A 16,623-nucleotide genomic window follows, 5' to 3' on the forward strand; every position below is an offset into this window, starting at 1 on the left:
TGCCCCGACGCTGCGTCGGGTGCTAGCGTGACGCTGCGCGTCGCCCCCCGGTCGCGCACCTTCCCCCCCGAGGAGGCACCCCCGTGTCCCGCAGCGCCTTCCGCCGCACCGTCTGGACGGTGGGCGCCCTCGGCGTGGCGCTGGCCACCGCGATCTCCGCCGTCGTCCCCGCCGTCGCGGCGACGACTCCGACGCCCACGCCGACCGTGACGGTCTCGCCGACGCCGACCGTCACGCCGACGCCGACGCCGACGCCGACGCCGACGCCGACGCCGACGCCGACGCCCACCCCGGCGCGGCTCGTCGCCGGGACGCCCACCGTCACCGGGACCGCCCGCTTCGGCGCGACGCTCACCGCCAAGCCCGGCACCTGGACACCGACCCCGACCTTCGCCTACCAGTGGCGCGTCAACGGCGTCGCCGTGGCCGGCGCGACCAAGGCCACCTGGGTGGTGACGGCGGCCGCCGTCGGGAAGACCGTCACCGTGGCCGTCACGGGCACGCGCTCGGGGTACGCGAGCGTCACCGCGACGTCGGCCGCGACCGCGAAGATCGCGGCGGCGACCCTCACGACCATCGCGCCGAAGCTCTCCGGCGAGCCGTCGATGGGCGCCACGCTGACCGTCACGCCCGGCGCCTGGGGTCCGAGCCCCGTGACGCTGGCCTATCAGTGGCTGCGCGGCACCGCGGCGATCCCCGGAGCCACGAAGACCACGTACGTCCCGGTCGCCGCCGATCTCGGTCAGAAGGTGTCGGTGCGCGTGACCGGCACGAAGCCCGGCTACGGCGCCGTCGCGAAGACGACCACCGCCGTCACGATCGGCCGCCCGTACACGTCGAAGCCCTCGCCGACCATCACCGGCACGGTCGCGGTGGGCAAGACGCTCACGGCCGTCCCCGGCACGTGGGGCCCGGCGCCCGTGACGCTGAGCTACCAGTGGTACCGCGGGTCCGCGGCGATCGCCGGGGCGACCGCGCGCACCTACACGCTGGTCAAGGCCGACGGCGGGCAGAAGGTGTCCGTCCGCACGAAGGGCGTCAAGACCGGGTACACGACCATCACCCGAAAGAGTGTCGCCGTCTCGGTTCCCCGCGTTCTCACGGTGCCCACCGACGTGAGCTTCGCCGGCATCGCGACCGTCGGAACCAAGCTCACGGCGCGGCCCGGTACCTGGGGTCCGACACCGGTCACCCTCGCGTACCAGTGGCTGCGCGACGGCACCTCCATCGTCGGGGCCACCGCCTCGACCTACACGCTCGTGAAGGCCGACGCCGCACACAAGATCTCCGTGCGGGTGACCGGGCGGAAGACGGGCTACACCACCGTCGCCAAGACGAGCGCGGCGGCGGACGTGAAGTTCCCCTTCACTGCCTCGCCCACCCCCGTCATCAACGGCACCCCGGCCGCGGGCCGTGTCCTGACGCTCGCGACCGGCACGTGGACGCCGGGACCGGTCACCCTCAAGGTGCAGTGGCGGGTCGACGGCAACGCGGTCGCGGGCGCGACCGCCAAGAGCTTCACGGTTCCGCCGTGGGCGGCCGGACGCTCGATCACCGCGACCGTGACGGGGACGAAGTCGGGCTATCTCACCGTCAAGCGGACCGCCACCGCGAAGTCCGTCTCGTGGGCGATCGGCGACACGCTCCGCCCCGGGACCTCGATGCGCCCGGGTGTGTACCTCACCTCGCCGAACGGCCGATACCGCTTCGGCCTGCTGGGAGACGGCAACGTCGTGCTCTCCGACGGGACGACGCCGCTGCGCACCTCGCGGACCACCGGAACGCTCTCGCCGATGTTCGCCCTGCAGGAGGGCGGCGCGCTCGCGCTCTACGACGGCGAGATGAAGACCGTCTGGACCAGCGGCACGGCGGGTCGTGCGGTCAGCGCCCTCACGCTCACGGACGAGGGGACCCTGACGCTGTCCGAGATCGACGGCCTCGTCGCCTGGGATGAGTCGCGGCTCGCCGTCTTCTCCGACGCGTCGGCGCCCGCCGCCGGTGTCCCCGCCCGCAACGGCTGGGCGTACCCTCTGCGCCCCTCCGCCACGATGACGACGTACGCCGGGCACAGCGGCGACGATTTCCCCGCTGCCTCCGGCACCGCCATCTACGCCATGCGCGGCGGAAAGGTCACGACGCGGGAGGTGTGGATCACGTCGGGTTGCCCGGCCTGGGCCCCGAACAACACGAGGCAGAAGGACGTCATCATCGAGACGGTGATCGACGGCACGGTCTTCAAGCAGACCTACTCCCACCTGAGCTCGTTCTCCGTGACGTCGGGTCAGATCGTCAAGGCGGGCCAGAAGATCGGCGCCGTCGGCTCGACGGGCTGCTCGACGGGACCGCACCTGCACCTCGCTCTGACCGTGGATGGCGTCCGCTACGCGCTCTACCCGCGCGATGTGCTCGGCGTGACGAGATACTGACGGCATGGCACAACTGCTCGCCGTGTGCGCCGTGCACCAGCTGCGGCCCGACAGCGGGACCGCGGGCGTGACCGCGATCGACAAGCGCCCCATGGCGACCGCGGTGCGGATCGGGCCCTACGGCGTCCGCACCGACGTGCAGGCGAACCGCAAGCACCATGGGGGACGGGACAAGGCGCTGTACGCGTACGCGCAGGAGGACGCCGAGTACTGGGAGCGGGAACTCGGCCGCGACGTCCCGCCGGGCTTCTTCGGAGAGAACCTGCGCACCGCCGGCATCGACGTGAACGCCGCCCGCATCGGCGAGATCTGGCGGATCGGCGATATCGTTCGCGTCGAGGTCACGATGCCGCGCACCCCGTGCCAGACCTTCGCCCGATGGATGGGCGGAGCGGAGCAGCGCGGCTGGGTGAAGCGCTTCTTCGACGCGCGGCGACCGGGACCCTACCTGCGTGTCGTGAAGGGCGGCATGGTCCAGGCGGGCGACGAGATCATCGTGGAGCACCGGCCGGAGGACGCGCCCGGCATCCTGGACGGCTACCGCGCGCCGTAGCGCGCCGCACACGACGATGCCCGGACCGCCGGGCCGGGGCATCGCAGGTGGATCGGATCAGGCGCTGATGGAGTGCCCCGCCGAACCGAGCTGCTGCGTCGCCTCGACAACGCGGGCGGCCATGGCGGACTCGGCGACCTTGCCCCACGCACGCGGGTCGTAGGCCTTCTTGTTGCCGACCTCGCCGTCGACCTTGAGGACGCCGTCGTAGTTCTGGAACATGAAGCCGGCGACCGAGCGCGTGAACGCGTACTGCGTGTCGGTGTCGATGTTCATCTTCACGACGCCGTTGGCGACCGCGAGGGCGATCTCCTCCGAGGTCGAGCCGCTGCCGCCGTGGAAGACGAGGTCGAGGGGCTTCTCGCCCGTGCCGAACTGCTGTGCGATGCCGGCCTGGATCTCGCCGAGCAGCTCCGGGCGGAGCTTGACGTTGCCCGGCTTGTACACGCCGTGCACGTTGCCGAACGTGAGGGCGGCGATCCAGCGGCCCTGGTCGCCGAGGCCGAGCGCCTCGACGGCCTTGGCCACGTCGGCGGTCGTCGTGTAGAGCGCGTCGTTGGAGCCCTCGTGCTTGACACCGTCCTCCTCGCCGCCGACGACGCCGATCTCGACCTCGAGGATGGCGTTGATGGCCTTCAGACGCGGGAGCAGGTCCTTCGCGATGGCCACGTTCTCGTCGAGCGGCACGGCCGAGCCGTCCCACATGTGCGACTGGAAGAGCGGTTCGCGGCCGGCCTTGACCTCTTCCTCGGATGCCGCGATCAGCGGCAGGACGAAGTCCTCGAGGGCGGGCTTCGGGCAGTGGTCGGTGTGCAGGGCGACCGTGATGGGGTAGTTCTTGGCGACCTCGGTCGCGAACTTCGCGAACGCGATCGCGCCGCGGGCGCGGCCCTTGACGGTGTGGCCGGCGAAGTAGTCCGCGCCACCCGTGGTCACCTGGATGATGCCGTCCGATCCGGCCTCGGTGAGCCCCTGGAGGACGGCGTTGATCGACTGCGAGCTCGCGGCGTTGATCGCGGGGAAGGCGAAGCCGCCCGCCTTTGCGCGGTCCAGCATCTCGGCGTACTGATCGGGGGTTGCGACGGGCATGTCAGCTCCTCAAGTGGGCGTTGCGTGGCGGTTCGGTGTGCCACGGTCACTCTAGCGAAGCGGGGTCGTCCCGGTGAGCGGGGGAGCCGTGCAAACCCGCGCTGCGCTCCTGCCGCTGTGGAAAGAATCGCGAATCCTTCGCGCTCCGGGGCGGCGAAGCCCTCGTCCGGGCCGGGGGCGGGTCGTAGGCTGGCGACATGGTGAGCCTGACTGCAGACATGAGCCCGCTTCATCCGGACCGCAACCTGGCTCTCGAGCTCGTCCGGGCCACGGAGGCCGCGGCGATCCGCTCGGTCCCGTTCATCGGACGCGGCAAGAAGGAGCTCGCCGACGGTGCCGCCGTCGACGCGATGCGGGCGTTCCTGTCCACCGTGAACTTCGACGGGCTCATCGTGATCGGCGAGGGCGAGAAGGACAACGCGCCGATGCTCTTCAACGGCGAGCACGTCGGTACCGGACGCGGGCCGCAGTGCGACATCGCCGTCGACCCGATCGACGGGACCACGCTGACCGCCGAGGGCCGCAACAACGCGCTCTCGGTCATCGCCGTGTCCGACCGCGGGACGATGCTCGACGCGTCGGCGGTGTTCTACATGGACAAGCTCGTGACCGGCCCGGCAGGCGTGGGCGTCGTCGACATCCGCCTGCCGATCGGGGAGAACATCCGCCGGCTCGCGCAGGCGCTCGACAAGCCCGTCGACGAGCTCGTGGTGTCGGTGCTCAATCGCCCGCGGCACGCGACGCTCATCGACGAGATCCGCGAGGCCGGCGCCGGCACCCGCCTGATGAGCGACGGCGACGTCGCCGGCGGGATCAACGCGGCGCGCTTCAACGCCCGCACCGACATGTGCGTCGGGATCGGCGGCAGCCCCGAGGGCATCGTCACCGCGTGCGCCATCAAGGCGCTCGGCGGGCACATCCAGGGACGGCTGTGGGCGCGGGACGATGAGGAGAAGCAACGCGGCATCGATGCCGGTCTGAAGCTCGACGACCACGTCTACGAGGCCGACGACCTCGTCAAGGGCAGCAACACGATCTTCGTCGCGACGGGCGTCACGAACGGCGAACTCGTCGCCGGGGTGCGGCGCGCCGGCGCGGACTACCTCTTCACCGAGAGCGTCGTGCTGCGCGGCGCCTCGGGCACCATGCGACGGATCACCTCGGAGCACCTGACGTCCAAGTGGCTGTAGCTCCCGGCTCGTGATCTCGAACGGTCCGTGACCGGATCGAGACGACTGGCTGTGTGCCGACACAGGGAAAGTGGGCGTGCCTCTGGCACAATGGCAACGGTGTCAGCGGCGACATGTTCGCCGTCCATGCACATCAGGAGACTTCATGACCGCAGCTTCGAGCAGTCCGAGGACCGGGCAGTTGACCGTCCCCATCGACCCGGCGCGTCGTCCCGACGTCCTGTTGCGCCGCCGTGCCCCCGAGGGTCACCAGGTCAGCGGATGGTGGATGGTCGGTGCGTTCGTCTTCGTCTCGGGCGCCGTCGTCGGCCTCATGAACTTCTTCCCGGGCGGCTGAGCCCCTCCTCGCCCTCGATCCGCGCACGCAGGTCGCCGACGTCGGCGACGAGCGGCGCCGTCAGCTCGGGCGCGGTCACGCGCTTCGGCGACTTCTCCACGAACGCCGGCGCCGCCACAGCATCCAGCTTCGTTTCGTCGATGCCCGGGAACCGGCGCGCGCTGACGAGGACGCGGGTCTCCAGCGAGCCGACGAGCCGGTTGTAGCTGTCGACCGTGCGCTCCAGCGCACGGCGGAGATCCTCGGCGTGCCCGGCCAAGCCGCCCAGGCGGTGGTACAGCTCGTTGCCGAGCTCGAACAGGGTGCGGGCCTCGTCGCTGACATCCTGCTGCGTCCAGGTGTACGCGACGGTCTTCAGCACCGCCCAGAGGTTCACCGGCGACGCGAGCGCGACGCGACGGCCGAACGCATAGTCCAGCAGCGACGGATCCTCCTCGAGCGCCGCGGCGAGGAGCGATTCGCTCGGGATGAAGCAGACGACGAACTCGGGGCTCGAGCGCAGCCCCGCCCAGTACGACTTCTTCGCGAGCGCATCCACGTGCGCACGGACGGCCTTCACGTGCTTCTCCAGCAACGCCTTGCGTCGCGCGCCCTCCTCGCCCTGCGCCGTCACCGGGATGGCGCTCGCCTCGAGGTAGGCGTCCAGCGGCACCTTCGCGTCGACCGCGAGCGCCTTGTCGCCGGGGAGCCGGACGATGAGGTCGGGGCGCCCGGCGCCCGCATCCGAGCTGATCGCCGACTGGGTCTCGAAATCGACGAAGCGCGTGAGGCCCGCCGACTCGACGATGCGCCGCAGCTGCGTCTCGCCCCAGACGCCGCGGGCGGAGTTCGAGCGCAGTGCTCCGGCGAGCGATTCGGTCGTGGCACGCAGCGCTTCATCGGACTGCTGCGCGCGGCGCAGCTGCTCGGCGATCGAGCCGTACTGCGACTGCCGCTCGCGCTCGAGCTCGTCGACCTTCTGCTGCATGGACTGCAGGGTCTCCTGCACGGGTGCCAGCGCCCGCAGGACCAGCTGTTCGCGGCGCTCCCGCTCCTGCGCCGCCACCTGATCGGCGCGGGACTGGGCGCCGAGTTCGCGGTGCAGGGCGCGCTGCTGGTCGAGCTGCGCCGCGAGCGCCTCGCGCGCGGCCTCCGCGGCCGCCAGGCGCGCGGTCAGCGCTTCGCGGGCGGCGGCGGTCCGCTCCGCGGCGCGCGCGCCGCCGGCGAACCAGCCCGCGAGCAGCCCGGCGAACAGGCATGCGATCGCGACGACGGTGAACATGACGGCATCCATACCGTCAGGATGCCGCGGGGGTGCGACACCGGACGCGCGACACTCAGACGGCGGCGACGACCATGGTGGCGGCAGGCGCCTCGGCGGGCACCGGGATCTGCGGAACGCGCAGGCCCAGGAGCATCGCGAGCTCGACGATGTCCAGCGCGCCCGCGCGCCCTGCGGCGTCGATCATGATGTGCGCGCACGCGGCTGCATCCGCCGTCGCGTCGTGGTGCGCGAAGTCGAGGTAGCCCGCGGCGGAGGCGACGAGGGGGAGGCGGTAGGACGGCAGGTCGTAGCTCTTGCGGCTGACCTGCAGGCTGCAGACGTAGCGGTACGGGGCCACGGTGTCGCCGGTGGCGTCGCACGCGCGGCGGAGGACGGCCATGTCGAAGCCGGCGTTGTGGGCCACCAGCACGTCGTCGCCGATGAACGCGGCGAGGTCGGGGAGCTGCTGGCTCCAGGTCTTCGCGCCGACGACGTCCTCCGCGCGGATGCCGTGGATGCCGGTGTTCAGCTCGAAGAAGCGGTCGTGGCCGGGCGGGGGCTGGATGAGCCAGCCGGCCGTCGCGACGATCCGGCCGTCCCGGACGCGGGCCAGCCCGACGGCACAGGCCGAGGCGCTGGAGGAGTTCGCCGTCTCGAAGTCGATCGCGGTGAAGTCCAATGCCACGCCCCCACCCTCATGCCGGCCGGGCGCCGTGGCAGGGAGGCGCGCCGAGGGCGCGCGACGTAGGGTCGATTCGTGACCAGCGATCGCGAGATGTCGACCTCGTTCGGCCGCGCCGTGGGAGCATACGAGGCGGGCCGCCCGGAGTATCCCAGCACCGCCGTCGCGTGGCTGCTGGCGCCCGCCGGCCGCGACGGACGTGCGACACGGGTCGCCGACGTCGGCGCGGGGACCGGCAAGCTCACCCGGACGCTCGTCGAACTCGGGGCCGAGGTGGTCGCCGTCGATCCCGACCCGGAGATGCTCGCGGCGCTGCGGGACGCGGTGCGCGCCGTGCCGACCTTCACGGGGACCGCCGAGCGCCTGCCGCTGCCGGACGCGTCCGCCGACGCCGTCGTCCTCGGTCAGGCGTGGCACTGGGTGGAGCCGATCGCCGCCTCGGTCGAGGTCGCCCGCGTCCTGCGCCCCGGCGGCGTGCTGGGGCTCATCTGGAACATCCGCGACGAGAGCGTGCCGTGGGTGTCGCGGCTCACCGCCGTCATGCGGGGGAGCAACGCCGAGAAGATGCTCGCGGCGGGCAACCCGCCCATCGCGGCGCCCTTCGCGGCGCTCGAGTCCGAGGAATGGCACTGGTCGCGTCCCATGACCCGCGCGACGCTGACGGCCATGGTGCGCTCGCGGAGCTACATCATCACGGCCGCCGACGACGAACGGGCGCGCATCGAGCAGGAGATCGCCGCGCTGTTCGACGAGATCGGCGCGATCGGGGATGCCGTGGTCGACCTGCCCTACGTGACCCGTGCGTATCGGGCGGTCCGACCGTAGCCTGAGCGGATGCGCACACTCACGGTCTGCAACTTCACCACGGTCGACGGCCGCTACGAGGACGACGAGCACGACATCATCTCGTTCTTCGAGCACTGGCATCCCGACTATCACGGGGCCGACAGTTTCGACTTCTACACGACCGAGCTCCTGCGCGCGTCGGACACCCTCCTCCTGGCGGGGCGCCGCTCCTTCCTCGGGAACCTCGAGTACTGGACCGGCGTCGCGACGGACCCGGAGGCGACGGCGATCCGCCGTGAGTTCGCGGACCTGATCCTCAACGTCGAGAAGGTCGTGGTCTCCGACACGATCACGGACGACGACATCGCGCCGTACCGCAACGTCCGCATCGTGCGGATCGCGGACAGCCGGGCCGAGGTGGCGTGGATGAAGGACGGCGCGGGGCGCGGCATCCTGATCCTGCTCGGTCGCGTGCTGTGGAACGACCTCATGCGGGCGGGACTCGTCGACGAACTGCACCTCGTGACGTTCCCGCTCATCGCTGGCGGGGGCGTGCCGCTGTTCGACGAGCGGCCGCCCGTGGCGCTGCGCCTCCTCGACACGCGGGTGTGGGAGAGCTCGGGGAACGTCCTCATGAGATGGCGGGTCGATCCCGCCACGTAGACTGGATGCCCGTGGCTCTTACCATCGGAATCGTCGGTCTCCCCAACGTCGGCAAGTCGACGCTCTTCAACGCCCTGACCAAGAATCAGGTGCTCGCGGCGAACTACCCGTTCGCGACGATCGAGCCCAACATCGGGGTCGTGAACCTGCCCGACCCGCGGCTGGAGACGCTCGCCGAGATCTTCGGCAGCGAGCGGATCCTGCCGGCCGCCGTCTCGTTCGTCGACATCGCCGGCATCGTGCGCGGTGCGAGCGAGGGCGAGGGCCTCGGCAACAAGTTCCTCGCGAACATCCGGGAAGCGGATGCGATCGCACAGGTCATCCGCGGTTTCGCCGACGACGACGTCGTGCACGTCGAGGGAGCCGTGAACCCGCAGAACGACATGGAGACCATCAACGCCGAGCTGCAGCTCGCCGACCTCGAGACGCTCGAGAAGGCGATCACGCGGTACGAGAAGGAGGTCAAGGGCAAGAAGCTCGACCCCTCCGTGCTCGAGGCCGCCGTCGCCGCGCGCGACGCGCTGCAGCGCGGCGAGCTGCTGTCGGCGTCGAAGCTGGACCTCGCGCCCATCCGGGAGCTCGGCCTGCTGACGGCGAAGCCGTTCATCTTCGTCTTCAACGTCGACGAGTCCGTCCTCACCGACCCCGCCCGCAAGGGCGCGCTGGAGGCGCTCGTCGCCCCCGCGAAGGCCGTGTTCCTGGACGCGAAGATCGAGTCCGAGCTCATCGACCTCGACCCGGAGGACGCCGCCGAACTCCTGGCATCCACGGGTCAGGAGGAGTCGGGACTCGACCAGCTCGCCCGCATCGGCTTCGACACGCTGGGGCTGCAGACCTACCTCACCGCCGGCCCGAAGGAGTCGCGCGCGTGGACGATCGGCAAGGGCTGGAAGGCGCCGCAGGCTGCCGGTGTGATCCACACCGACTTCGAGAAGGGCTTCATCAAGGCCGAGGTCATCTCGTTCGAGGACCTCGTCGCGACCGGCTCGGTCGTCGAAGCGCGCGCGAAGGGCAAGGCCCGCCTCGAGGGCAAGGACTACGTCATGCAGGACGGCGACGTGGTGGAGTTCCGCTTCAACGTGTGAATGAGAAGATAAAGACCTGATCAGCTTCTATTTCTAGTCAGAAGTCGGGCGAAAAGTCCGCGAAAAGTCCGCAAGAATTTCTACGCGTATCCGACGCATTCGGACCCAGATCGAGCTCGCGACTCGCCTCGGCTCGTCCGCTGGCGTAGTTGGAGTGGCGTCGACTTCCAGTTCAGAGGCCGGTTGCGGTCGCCGGCGATGAGGCGAGGACGCTTCGCATCAGCTCGCTCGCAGCCGAGCGTGTGCGCTCTTCCGCGGTCGGCCAGAGATGGCTGTACGTGTTCAGCGTCGTCGTCGCGCGGGCATGGCCGAGCGAGCGCTGAACGGTGACGACATCGAGTCCAGACGCGATGAGGCCTGACGCGTAGAAGTGGCGGAGGTCGTGCAGTCGGATGCCTTCTACATTGGCATCGCGCTTGGCGAGTCGCCACCAGTAGCCGACGGTGTTCTGATGCGGCGGCTCACCATACTGTCCATCGAAGAGCCACCGCGCCGCACCGAGCGGGGTTGTCGTGCGCAGATGCTCAGTGAGCATCGCCAGCAACTCGTCGGGGGCATCGATCGCTCGCTCTGAGCCGTACTTGGGTGCGGTGATCGAGACCTCACGCGCTGCCACGCGCTGCACCTGGCGGCGCACGTGAATCTTGCGCCGCAGGAAGTCAATGTCACCCGACTGCAAGGCCGATGCCTCGCCGAGGCGAAGGCCCGCGAAGGCGCACAGTGCGATGTAGGGCGCGAACCAGGATGGCGCTGCGTCGAGCAGTGCGGCGACCTCAGCCGGCGTCGGTATGCGCATCGCCGAGTCGATCTTGCGAACGCGCGGCAGCTTGACTCCCGCCGACGGATCTTCGGGCAGGCGACGATCGCGGACGGCGGCCCGAATCACGCCGCGAACATTGTTCACCCGGGTCTTTATCGTCCCGGGCGCGAGACCCTGGACCGACATCGCCTTGATCCACCCCTCGATGTGACTCCGGCTCAACCGATTCAGCTCAAGTTCGCCAAAGGTGCAGGTGCGCATGGCGAGGTTCATGGCTGTGACGGTGCCGCTGGCCCAGATCTGCCGCGTTGACCAATCGTCGTAGTACTGCTGGAGGGTGATCGAACTGGCGATCGGATCCACCCACCGGCCCGTCACCATCGACGACGTAACCTCGTCGAGCCACGCCTGGGCGGCACGCCGGGTCGCGAAGTGGCGTGCGTGCTCCGTGTCCGCCGCGTCACGGTAGCGGGCACGCCAGGAGCCGTCCGCGCGTTGCTTCACGCTCGCCATTCCGCCTCCCGTGCGTCGCTGCTTTGGGACCAGTCTGTGCCCAGTCCGGCGGTACCGCTAGCGCTCGTCCCCGGCGAGGGTCAACGACCAGCATCGGGGGACATACCTGGTCGATGGCGATCATCGCCGGCCGAGCTGCTGCGCCACAATTGGCGGTAGCTCTATGCTCGTCGCATGACCGACTGTATGCGCATTGCTGCGGGGGCCACAGTGTCGGTTCTCGCACTTTTGCTCACTGCGTGTGCTGCGTCGGCTGGCGTCGCCGTCGTGAGCGAGAGCCCGACCGTCGTTCTCTCCAAGTCCGACGAGACGATTGTGGCGGACGTCGTCGGTGATGGTGCCGTTGATTACGAGGGCATTCAGGCCGAGTGGACGCGCGCGGTCGCGGCATGGCCACTCCCCGTCCCGAGTGCTCGGCCCTTCCCGCAGCAGTATCCAATCAAGGACCTGAACGAGTGGGACTACTACGAGTCGGGGTCTGCGCTCAAGAAGGCCAGCTTCTGGTGGGAGTGCGCCGACAACGAGGCAATCGAGCAGGCCCACGCCGACGAGGAGGCCGACGACGCGGACTACTGGGTGGAGGCGTTCGAGACCTGGAAGTCGTCGTCGGCCGGCGCATTTGCGATCGACAACATCACTGCGGTCCGGCTCGGCACGTCCTGTGCCGGCTTTCCTGGGTTTGATCCCTCAGTAGCGATCGTTTCGCCCTGACACGACCGTCTTCGGCCATCCTCCTCAGACTGCTCTCAGCGAGACGCCCACTCCTCACCGCTTCGCTCATAGCAATTTCATTGACTGGTAGGAACAGGACCTGTTAGCTTCGCGACCACAGGAGCGGTAGATCTGACGGAGGGTCATGTCTGGTCGAAGAATTGCCCTGGTCGGCGTACTAGTGAGCCTAGTGGTTGGGTCAAGCGTGAGTGGCGGATCCGCCGCAGTAGCGAACCTCTCAAATACAGGACTTGACTCAGCGAGGTGGCACTGCCGTTCGTTCGGACGAAGACACACAACGCGATCTCAGGACGCTTGCGAAGGAGCTGGACATCTCCTTCGATGAAGCTGTTCAACGCTTCGGCGATCAGCATGCTTTTTACGATGTATTGGACGAGGTCCGTACGATCGACCCCGACGTAGTTGTACGTGCTGAGTGGCGCGAAGGCAGCGGCGTGATCTACGTACAAGATCAGCTGTTGCCAGCCGTCGTGGAGATCGTGGCACACAGCGAGGTGGAGGTCCGAGGCGCTGCTGCCATTGGGGAGGCGACCCAGTCCGCCTTGGTCGAGGACTTATCCGCCGAGCTGACGAAGTTCGGTCAGAAAGCCTTCGTTGCTTCATACGATTGGAACACGACGACAGTTCTCGTCGAAACGTTCGGCTCCCCAATTGTCGATAGCGAAACCCTGATGAAGCAGAGCGCACTGGCATCGCGCCTCCACGTCTCCCTAACGATTCGCGAGTCAGGCGACTCCGCGCCGGCACCTGCGGCCCGTGGGGGGATGAAATACTCCAACTGCACTGGGGGATTCATTGCCAAGCAGGGCACAGAGCGGGTCATTGTGACAGCTCGCCACTGTGATACCAAGCCCGCGACTTATGACGCCGCGACGACGGGGACTACGGTCGTGACCTCGAGCTCGGACCTTCGGAAAACGTCGCTGGTTGGCACGGCGCATGGACCGGGTTTTCGCCGCGACCTCGGCTTGTGGACGAGTGCGACTTCGTATGGCGATCCGGCCTTCGGCGGCTACGTCTGCAAGTTCGGCACGACAACCAACAACACCTGCTCGGTCGTAGAGGCAACCGGTCTTTGCGTAAAGTACGCCGAGTGGCCGCAGTTCTGTGGGATCTTCCGGACCATGAGCGACATCGTCGACCCCGGGGACTCCGGAGGACCGGCATTCAATGGCGGGCGCGCTCTGGGCATAACATCCGGCCACTCCCCGGGACAGACGTCCTTCTTCACCCAGATCAGCCGGCTGTCAGGTCTCGGCGTGACAGTAGTGACGGGCTGATCCGATGTCACGCAGAGTCAGACGCCGACGCGCGATGAAGGTGGCGACAGCGGTGACAGCTCTCGTCACATTGGCGGGCTGTCAGAGCAATCCCGCCGTCGAGCATGCAGAGGGCCTCACCTACCTGCGCGTCCACGGCGAGATGGTTTCGCCGGCATCGCTGTTCGAGGCTGTTGTGTACGTCGGAGAAGGAGACTGCGTTTACGTGCAACTCCCGAACGAACCCGTTCCGGGAATCCTTGCTCTCGCGGACGGCACTTCCGTCTCGAGGGAGGGACTATCGACCGAGGGCGGCACCCTTCACGCCTTCGGGGAGACGTTGAGCGTAGAGCTTCCAGCCTCCGCTGATGGATCTTGGGAGACCCCGAGTCTCCCGGAATGCTCGGAAGCGAGCAATCGCTACCACGCCCTCTCGTTCTTCGAAGCGACCGGCTAGCTCTAAACGTGAGTTCATCCGCTCTCACAGCGAAGAGTCTGCTGCGATGGTCGAGAGCATCGCGATTCAACGCATGAATGCGAGCTCAATCCTTGAAGGGGAACAGTAGCGTGACAGGTTGCCAGCACACCGGGGGTTCGGTGTTGCCTCCCCACCGGTTCGGGCATTCAGTCGGCGCGGAAGCGGTCGTCCGTGCTACTCGATCGTTGGGTGTCGCAATTGTCATCGCAGCGAGTTCCGTCGCGCTCGCTGGTTGCACGACGCCGACAACGCCATACGACGACTTGGAGCGTGATACGCAACCGTCTGATCAGCTCCCTGATTCGATGGCGCATGATGCCACTGTCAACCCTGAATCGGCACGACTCGTCGGCGAGTATGAAGGCACCAAGGTATGGATTACACTCGGCGCGTCCGAAGACCACGTTTGTCTGGTGATTGCCCCGGGTGATGGTGATTCCCAAGCGGCCTGCGACTTCTTTGGTCGCGAGATCAGATTGTCGGAGGATAGCGCCGTGCACTATCTGCTCGTGCCCAACAGCGGTGAAGCGCCAGAAGTTGTCCATCTCCGGCTGTCAAAGAACGTCTACGTCATCGCGAAATAGCGGGCGCCAACTCTTGGGCGCACATCCGCATCCCCCGCACCGGGAAGGGCCGATCCCGCACCCGCCCCGACCGGGTGCTCGCCGACAGGGGGTACCCGTCGAAGGCGAACTGGGCCTGGCACCGCGTCCGCGGTATCGCAGCGACCATCCCCATTGCTGCCATTGTTCTCGTCGCGACGCACTTCGCGACGGTTGCAGGCAGCTTGCTTTCGGCGCTGGAGTGACGGACCGCGGGCCAAGCGTACGCGTGAAGGAGGTGCCAGCCGTCCTCGGCGGGACACAAGTCGAACTCGTGTCAGCCGAAGGGCGGGGTATGGGTCGCGTGGACACGAACCCGTCTTGCGCCCATCACCACGTGCGGCGCACCTTTCCTTCCGACCTCAAAGTTGCGTCGGATCCACTTGTTGCCAGAGCCTGTGTCGCGGTGTCAGGATGATCGCGTCGACGGCGAGGGAGGTGAGGTCGGATGGCCGCAAAGAGGCGGGTATTAGCGACGATCGTTGCAAGCGGGCTACTCACGTTGATGACTTCTGCCGCCCACGCGGCGCCAGCCACCAGCGAGGGGGCACCGCTCGACGAGACTGCCGCGACCAGCCCGCGGGAGATTCCAGCGCGCTACGACCCGCTCATCGGCACCCTCGACCGTCCGCGGAAGATCATCGTGACGTCTTTGGGGGTGTTTGGTTCGATCACGATCGCTCAGTGGTTGTCGTGGATATCTTGAATATGGAAGCGCGCGGAGTTGCGGACCTCGCACTCGCCGATGCGGGGCTCCCCGACGCCGGTTCAACCGTCGAATACCGCGTCGTCGTCCACAATCGCGATTCGCTGGATCGGCTTGCAAATGACGCGATCGGTCTGCCCGGCGTCGTGGAGACGTACGTCGATGATCGGTCAAACGGTGTCGTTGCCGTGGCGGCCGACAACCCGTCCGCCGCACGAGCGCGGGCCTCCGGCGAGCTCGATTCGGCAGTCCGACTGGTCGTCGATCCATCGATCGATTCGGGCGACCCCGCAGATCGGATGGCGGATACATCGCCGTTCTATGGCGGAGCGCGGACGATAACCCCCAGTGGTAATGGTTGCTCCGACGCGTTCTCTTGGCGTAACGGATCCACCTACACGATGGTCACTGCAGGACACTGCGTTCCGAATGGTGGAACCACAAAGAACGGTGGCGGCTCCGCGATGGGGACGACTGCAAGCGGTACCCGTGAGAACTGGGCGCCTGGCTTCGGTACTGCCTGGTTGACAGGCGACAATCAATACCGTGGCGACATCGCCCTGATTAGTCTCAGCTCGCCCAAGACGAACTCGCCACGCGTCTACCGCGGCTCAACGACGTCCGCGACGAGCTCGGCTGTCGCAGAGATATGGTCAAGGTCTCCTCGCGCGGGCGACCAGTTCTGTACGGGCGGAACCCGATCGGGCGAGCTCTGCGGCTGGGTTGTACAGGAGACCAATGTTGTACATGAGTACAGCAACGGAGAAATTCTCAGGTCGGGGTTCCGGGCAACCCGCGCGGGCAGCTGCATCATCGGAGGAGACTCCGGCGGACCCGCCTTCACGGTACGGTCTGACGGTCGCCTCGCCGCCAAGGGCGTGGTCTCGGGGAGCAATAGCAGTTCGACGAACTGCAACGCGTGGTTCACAGACATCTGGCACGTCGTTTACGCCTACGGAGGGAACCTCGCGCTCGGCTGAGGTCTCATTTCATGACAGGCAAATACATTCGTTACATGAGCGTGCTGGCGGCGACGCTGTGCGCAACGCTGCTCGTCGGCTGTTCGGCCACTACGCGTGAGGCTCAGATCACGGGCTACGAGCGAACAGGAGAGACTTCGATCCGAGTGTGGATCGAACGTGACGAGCAAGATTCCATCGCCCAAACCGAAGCAAAGGAAGACGCGACGACGATCGTCGTCGCGGTGCGCCTTGAGGGCCCTGAAGACGGCGCATGGATCGCGGTCGAGGACTCCGTTGTCATCGAGCTTAAGGACCCGGTAGGCGATCGGGATGTCGTGAACAGCGCGGGAGATTCGGTGCCTCTCCGATAGCACCAACAAGCCCACCATCAGAGAAGGCGCGCGGGACTGCGTGGCGCATTCGAGGCATCCAGTCAAGCAAGCACGATTGGCACGCCGCTCGCTCGCCGTGACCACGCACCGTGCCCGAGCGCGTGTGGGCGTAGGTGCGGTTGGGGCGGACACCGATGCGCGTGGGACGCTGACGCGTGCATGTCG

Annotated in this window: 18 protein-coding genes; 14 read left to right on the forward strand and 4 right to left on the reverse strand. The window is 67.8% G+C overall.

Going from position 1 to position 16,623, the window contains the following annotated elements; translation table 11 throughout:
* Nucleotides 1-83 precede the first annotated feature (83 nt).
* Nucleotides 84-2,426, forward strand: a complete 2,343-nt coding sequence (locus tag QZL85_RS01600; protein ID WP_295572784.1) for a peptidoglycan DD-metalloendopeptidase family protein — start codon at nt 84-86, stop codon at nt 2,424-2,426.
* Between the two features lie 4 nt (nt 2,427-2,430).
* On the forward strand, nt 2,431-2,979 hold the full coding sequence (locus QZL85_RS01605) for an MOSC domain-containing protein (protein WP_295572786.1): 549 nt from the start codon (nt 2,431-2,433) through the stop codon (nt 2,977-2,979).
* A 57-nt stretch (nt 2,980-3,036) separates the two neighbouring features.
* Here QZL85_RS01605 and fbaA read toward each other — a convergent pair whose 3' ends face one another.
* Nucleotides 3,037-4,068, reverse strand: a complete 1,032-nt coding sequence (gene fbaA / locus QZL85_RS01610; protein WP_295572788.1) for a class II fructose-bisphosphate aldolase — start codon at nt 4,066-4,068, stop codon at nt 3,037-3,039.
* 197 nt (nt 4,069-4,265) lie between these two features.
* Here fbaA and glpX point away from each other — a divergent pair, with 197 nt between their 5' ends.
* Together glpX and QZL85_RS01620 are read left to right on the forward strand one after the other, a co-directional pair.
* Nucleotides 4,266-5,258 carry a class II fructose-bisphosphatase gene (gene glpX, locus QZL85_RS01615; protein ID WP_295572791.1) on the forward strand — a complete coding sequence of 331 codons (993 nt, stop codon included), beginning with the start codon at nt 4,266-4,268 and terminating at the stop codon, nt 5,256-5,258.
* Between the two features lie 145 nt (nt 5,259-5,403).
* Entirely contained in the window at nt 5,404-5,595 is a 192-nt protein-coding gene (locus QZL85_RS01620) for a UDP-N-acetylmuramyl pentapeptide phosphotransferase (RefSeq protein ID WP_295572793.1), read from the forward strand.
* Here QZL85_RS01620 and QZL85_RS01625 read toward each other — a convergent pair.
* Both QZL85_RS01625 and QZL85_RS01630 read right to left on the reverse strand, forming a co-directional pair.
* A complete protein-coding gene (locus QZL85_RS01625) occupies nt 5,570-6,868 on the reverse strand; it encodes a DNA recombination protein RmuC (RefSeq protein WP_295572795.1) in 1,299 nt (432 codons plus the stop codon). The two genes, QZL85_RS01620 and QZL85_RS01625, sit on opposite strands and share 26 nt — an antisense overlap.
* A 43-nt stretch (nt 6,869-6,911) precedes the next feature.
* Nucleotides 6,912-7,523, reverse strand: a complete 612-nt coding sequence (locus QZL85_RS01630) for an exonuclease domain-containing protein (RefSeq protein ID WP_295572797.1) — start codon at nt 7,521-7,523, stop codon at nt 6,912-6,914.
* 72 nt (nt 7,524-7,595) lie between these two features.
* Between QZL85_RS01630 and QZL85_RS01635 the strand changes: the two genes are divergently transcribed.
* The 3 genes from QZL85_RS01635 to ychF are packed head-to-tail and all read left to right on the forward strand — an operon-like array spanning nt 7,596 to nt 10,054.
* On the forward strand, nt 7,596-8,345 hold the full coding sequence (locus QZL85_RS01635) for a class I SAM-dependent methyltransferase (protein ID WP_295572800.1): 750 nt from the start codon (nt 7,596-7,598) through the stop codon (nt 8,343-8,345).
* A gap of 9 nt (nt 8,346-8,354) precedes the next feature.
* Entirely contained in the window at nt 8,355-8,969 is a 615-nt protein-coding gene (locus QZL85_RS01640; RefSeq protein WP_295572803.1) for a dihydrofolate reductase family protein, read from the forward strand.
* An 11-nt stretch (nt 8,970-8,980) separates the two neighbouring features.
* Complete coding sequence (gene ychF / locus QZL85_RS01645; protein ID WP_295572805.1) at nt 8,981-10,054, forward strand: redox-regulated ATPase YchF; 1,074 nt, start codon at nt 8,981-8,983, stop codon at nt 10,052-10,054.
* A gap of 172 nt (nt 10,055-10,226) precedes the next feature.
* Here ychF and QZL85_RS01650 read toward each other — a convergent pair whose 3' ends face one another.
* Complete coding sequence (locus tag QZL85_RS01650; protein WP_295572807.1) at nt 10,227-11,327, reverse strand: site-specific integrase; 1,101 nt, start codon at nt 11,325-11,327, stop codon at nt 10,227-10,229.
* A gap of 174 nt (nt 11,328-11,501) precedes the next feature.
* Between QZL85_RS01650 and QZL85_RS01655 the strand changes: the two genes are divergently transcribed.
* The 7 genes from QZL85_RS01655 (at nt 11,502) to QZL85_RS01685 (ending at nt 16,437) form a co-directional block, all read left to right on the forward strand.
* Nucleotides 11,502-12,038, forward strand: a complete 537-nt coding sequence (locus QZL85_RS01655; protein WP_295572809.1) for a hypothetical protein — start codon at nt 11,502-11,504, stop codon at nt 12,036-12,038.
* A gap of 251 nt (nt 12,039-12,289) precedes the next feature.
* On the forward strand, nt 12,290-13,339 hold the full coding sequence (locus QZL85_RS01660) for a S1 family peptidase (protein ID WP_295572811.1): 1,050 nt from the start codon (nt 12,290-12,292) through the stop codon (nt 13,337-13,339).
* Between the two features lie 52 nt (nt 13,340-13,391).
* On the forward strand, nt 13,392-13,775 hold the full coding sequence (locus tag QZL85_RS01665) for a hypothetical protein (protein ID WP_295572813.1): 384 nt from the start codon (nt 13,392-13,394) through the stop codon (nt 13,773-13,775).
* A gap of 326 nt (nt 13,776-14,101) precedes the next feature.
* Nucleotides 14,102-14,380, forward strand: coding sequence for a hypothetical protein (locus QZL85_RS01670; RefSeq protein ID WP_295572816.1), 279 nt, complete (start codon nt 14,102-14,104; stop codon nt 14,378-14,380).
* A 466-nt stretch (nt 14,381-14,846) separates the two neighbouring features.
* Nucleotides 14,847-15,104 carry a hypothetical protein gene (locus tag QZL85_RS01675; RefSeq protein ID WP_295572818.1) on the forward strand — a complete coding sequence of 86 codons (258 nt, stop codon included), beginning with the start codon at nt 14,847-14,849 and terminating at the stop codon, nt 15,102-15,104.
* Complete coding sequence (locus tag QZL85_RS01680; RefSeq protein WP_295572820.1) at nt 15,083-16,084, forward strand: trypsin-like serine protease; 1,002 nt, start codon at nt 15,083-15,085, stop codon at nt 16,082-16,084. Before QZL85_RS01675 ends, QZL85_RS01680 begins: the two co-directional genes overlap by 22 nt.
* 35 nt (nt 16,085-16,119) lie before the next feature.
* Nucleotides 16,120-16,437 carry a hypothetical protein gene (locus tag QZL85_RS01685; protein ID WP_295572823.1) on the forward strand — a complete coding sequence of 106 codons (318 nt, stop codon included), beginning with the start codon at nt 16,120-16,122 and terminating at the stop codon, nt 16,435-16,437.
* Nucleotides 16,438-16,623 lie beyond the last annotated feature (186 nt).

This window comes from uncultured Microbacterium sp. (genome assembly GCF_900078385.1).
Lineage (GTDB): Bacteria > Actinomycetota > Actinomycetes > Actinomycetales > Microbacteriaceae > Microbacterium.

Coding starts and splice junctions, on each gene's coding strand:
- QZL85_RS01670 (WP_295572816.1), top strand. CDS start 14,102: ATGGCGCATGATGCCACTGTCAACCCTGAATCGGCACGACTCGTCGGC.
- QZL85_RS01605 (WP_295572786.1), top strand. CDS start 2,431: ATGGCACAACTGCTCGCCGTGTGCGCCGTGCACCAGCTGCGGCCCGAC.
- QZL85_RS01685 (WP_295572823.1), top strand. CDS start 16,120: ATGAGCGTGCTGGCGGCGACGCTGTGCGCAACGCTGCTCGTCGGCTGT.
- QZL85_RS01625 (WP_295572795.1), bottom strand. CDS start 6,868: ATGGATGCCGTCATGTTCACCGTCGTCGCGATCGCATGCCTGTTCGCC.
- QZL85_RS01675 (WP_295572818.1), top strand. CDS start 14,847: ATGGCCGCAAAGAGGCGGGTATTAGCGACGATCGTTGCAAGCGGGCTA.
- QZL85_RS01640 (WP_295572803.1), top strand. CDS start 8,355: ATGCGCACACTCACGGTCTGCAACTTCACCACGGTCGACGGCCGCTAC.
- QZL85_RS01650 (WP_295572807.1), bottom strand. CDS start 11,327: ATGGCGAGCGTGAAGCAACGCGCGGACGGCTCCTGGCGTGCCCGCTAC.
- QZL85_RS01620 (WP_295572793.1), top strand. CDS start 5,404: ATGACCGCAGCTTCGAGCAGTCCGAGGACCGGGCAGTTGACCGTCCCC.
- QZL85_RS01655 (WP_295572809.1), top strand. CDS start 11,502: ATGACCGACTGTATGCGCATTGCTGCGGGGGCCACAGTGTCGGTTCTC.
- glpX (WP_295572791.1), top strand. CDS start 4,266: ATGGTGAGCCTGACTGCAGACATGAGCCCGCTTCATCCGGACCGCAAC.
- fbaA (WP_295572788.1), bottom strand. CDS start 4,068: ATGCCCGTCGCAACCCCCGATCAGTACGCCGAGATGCTGGACCGCGCA.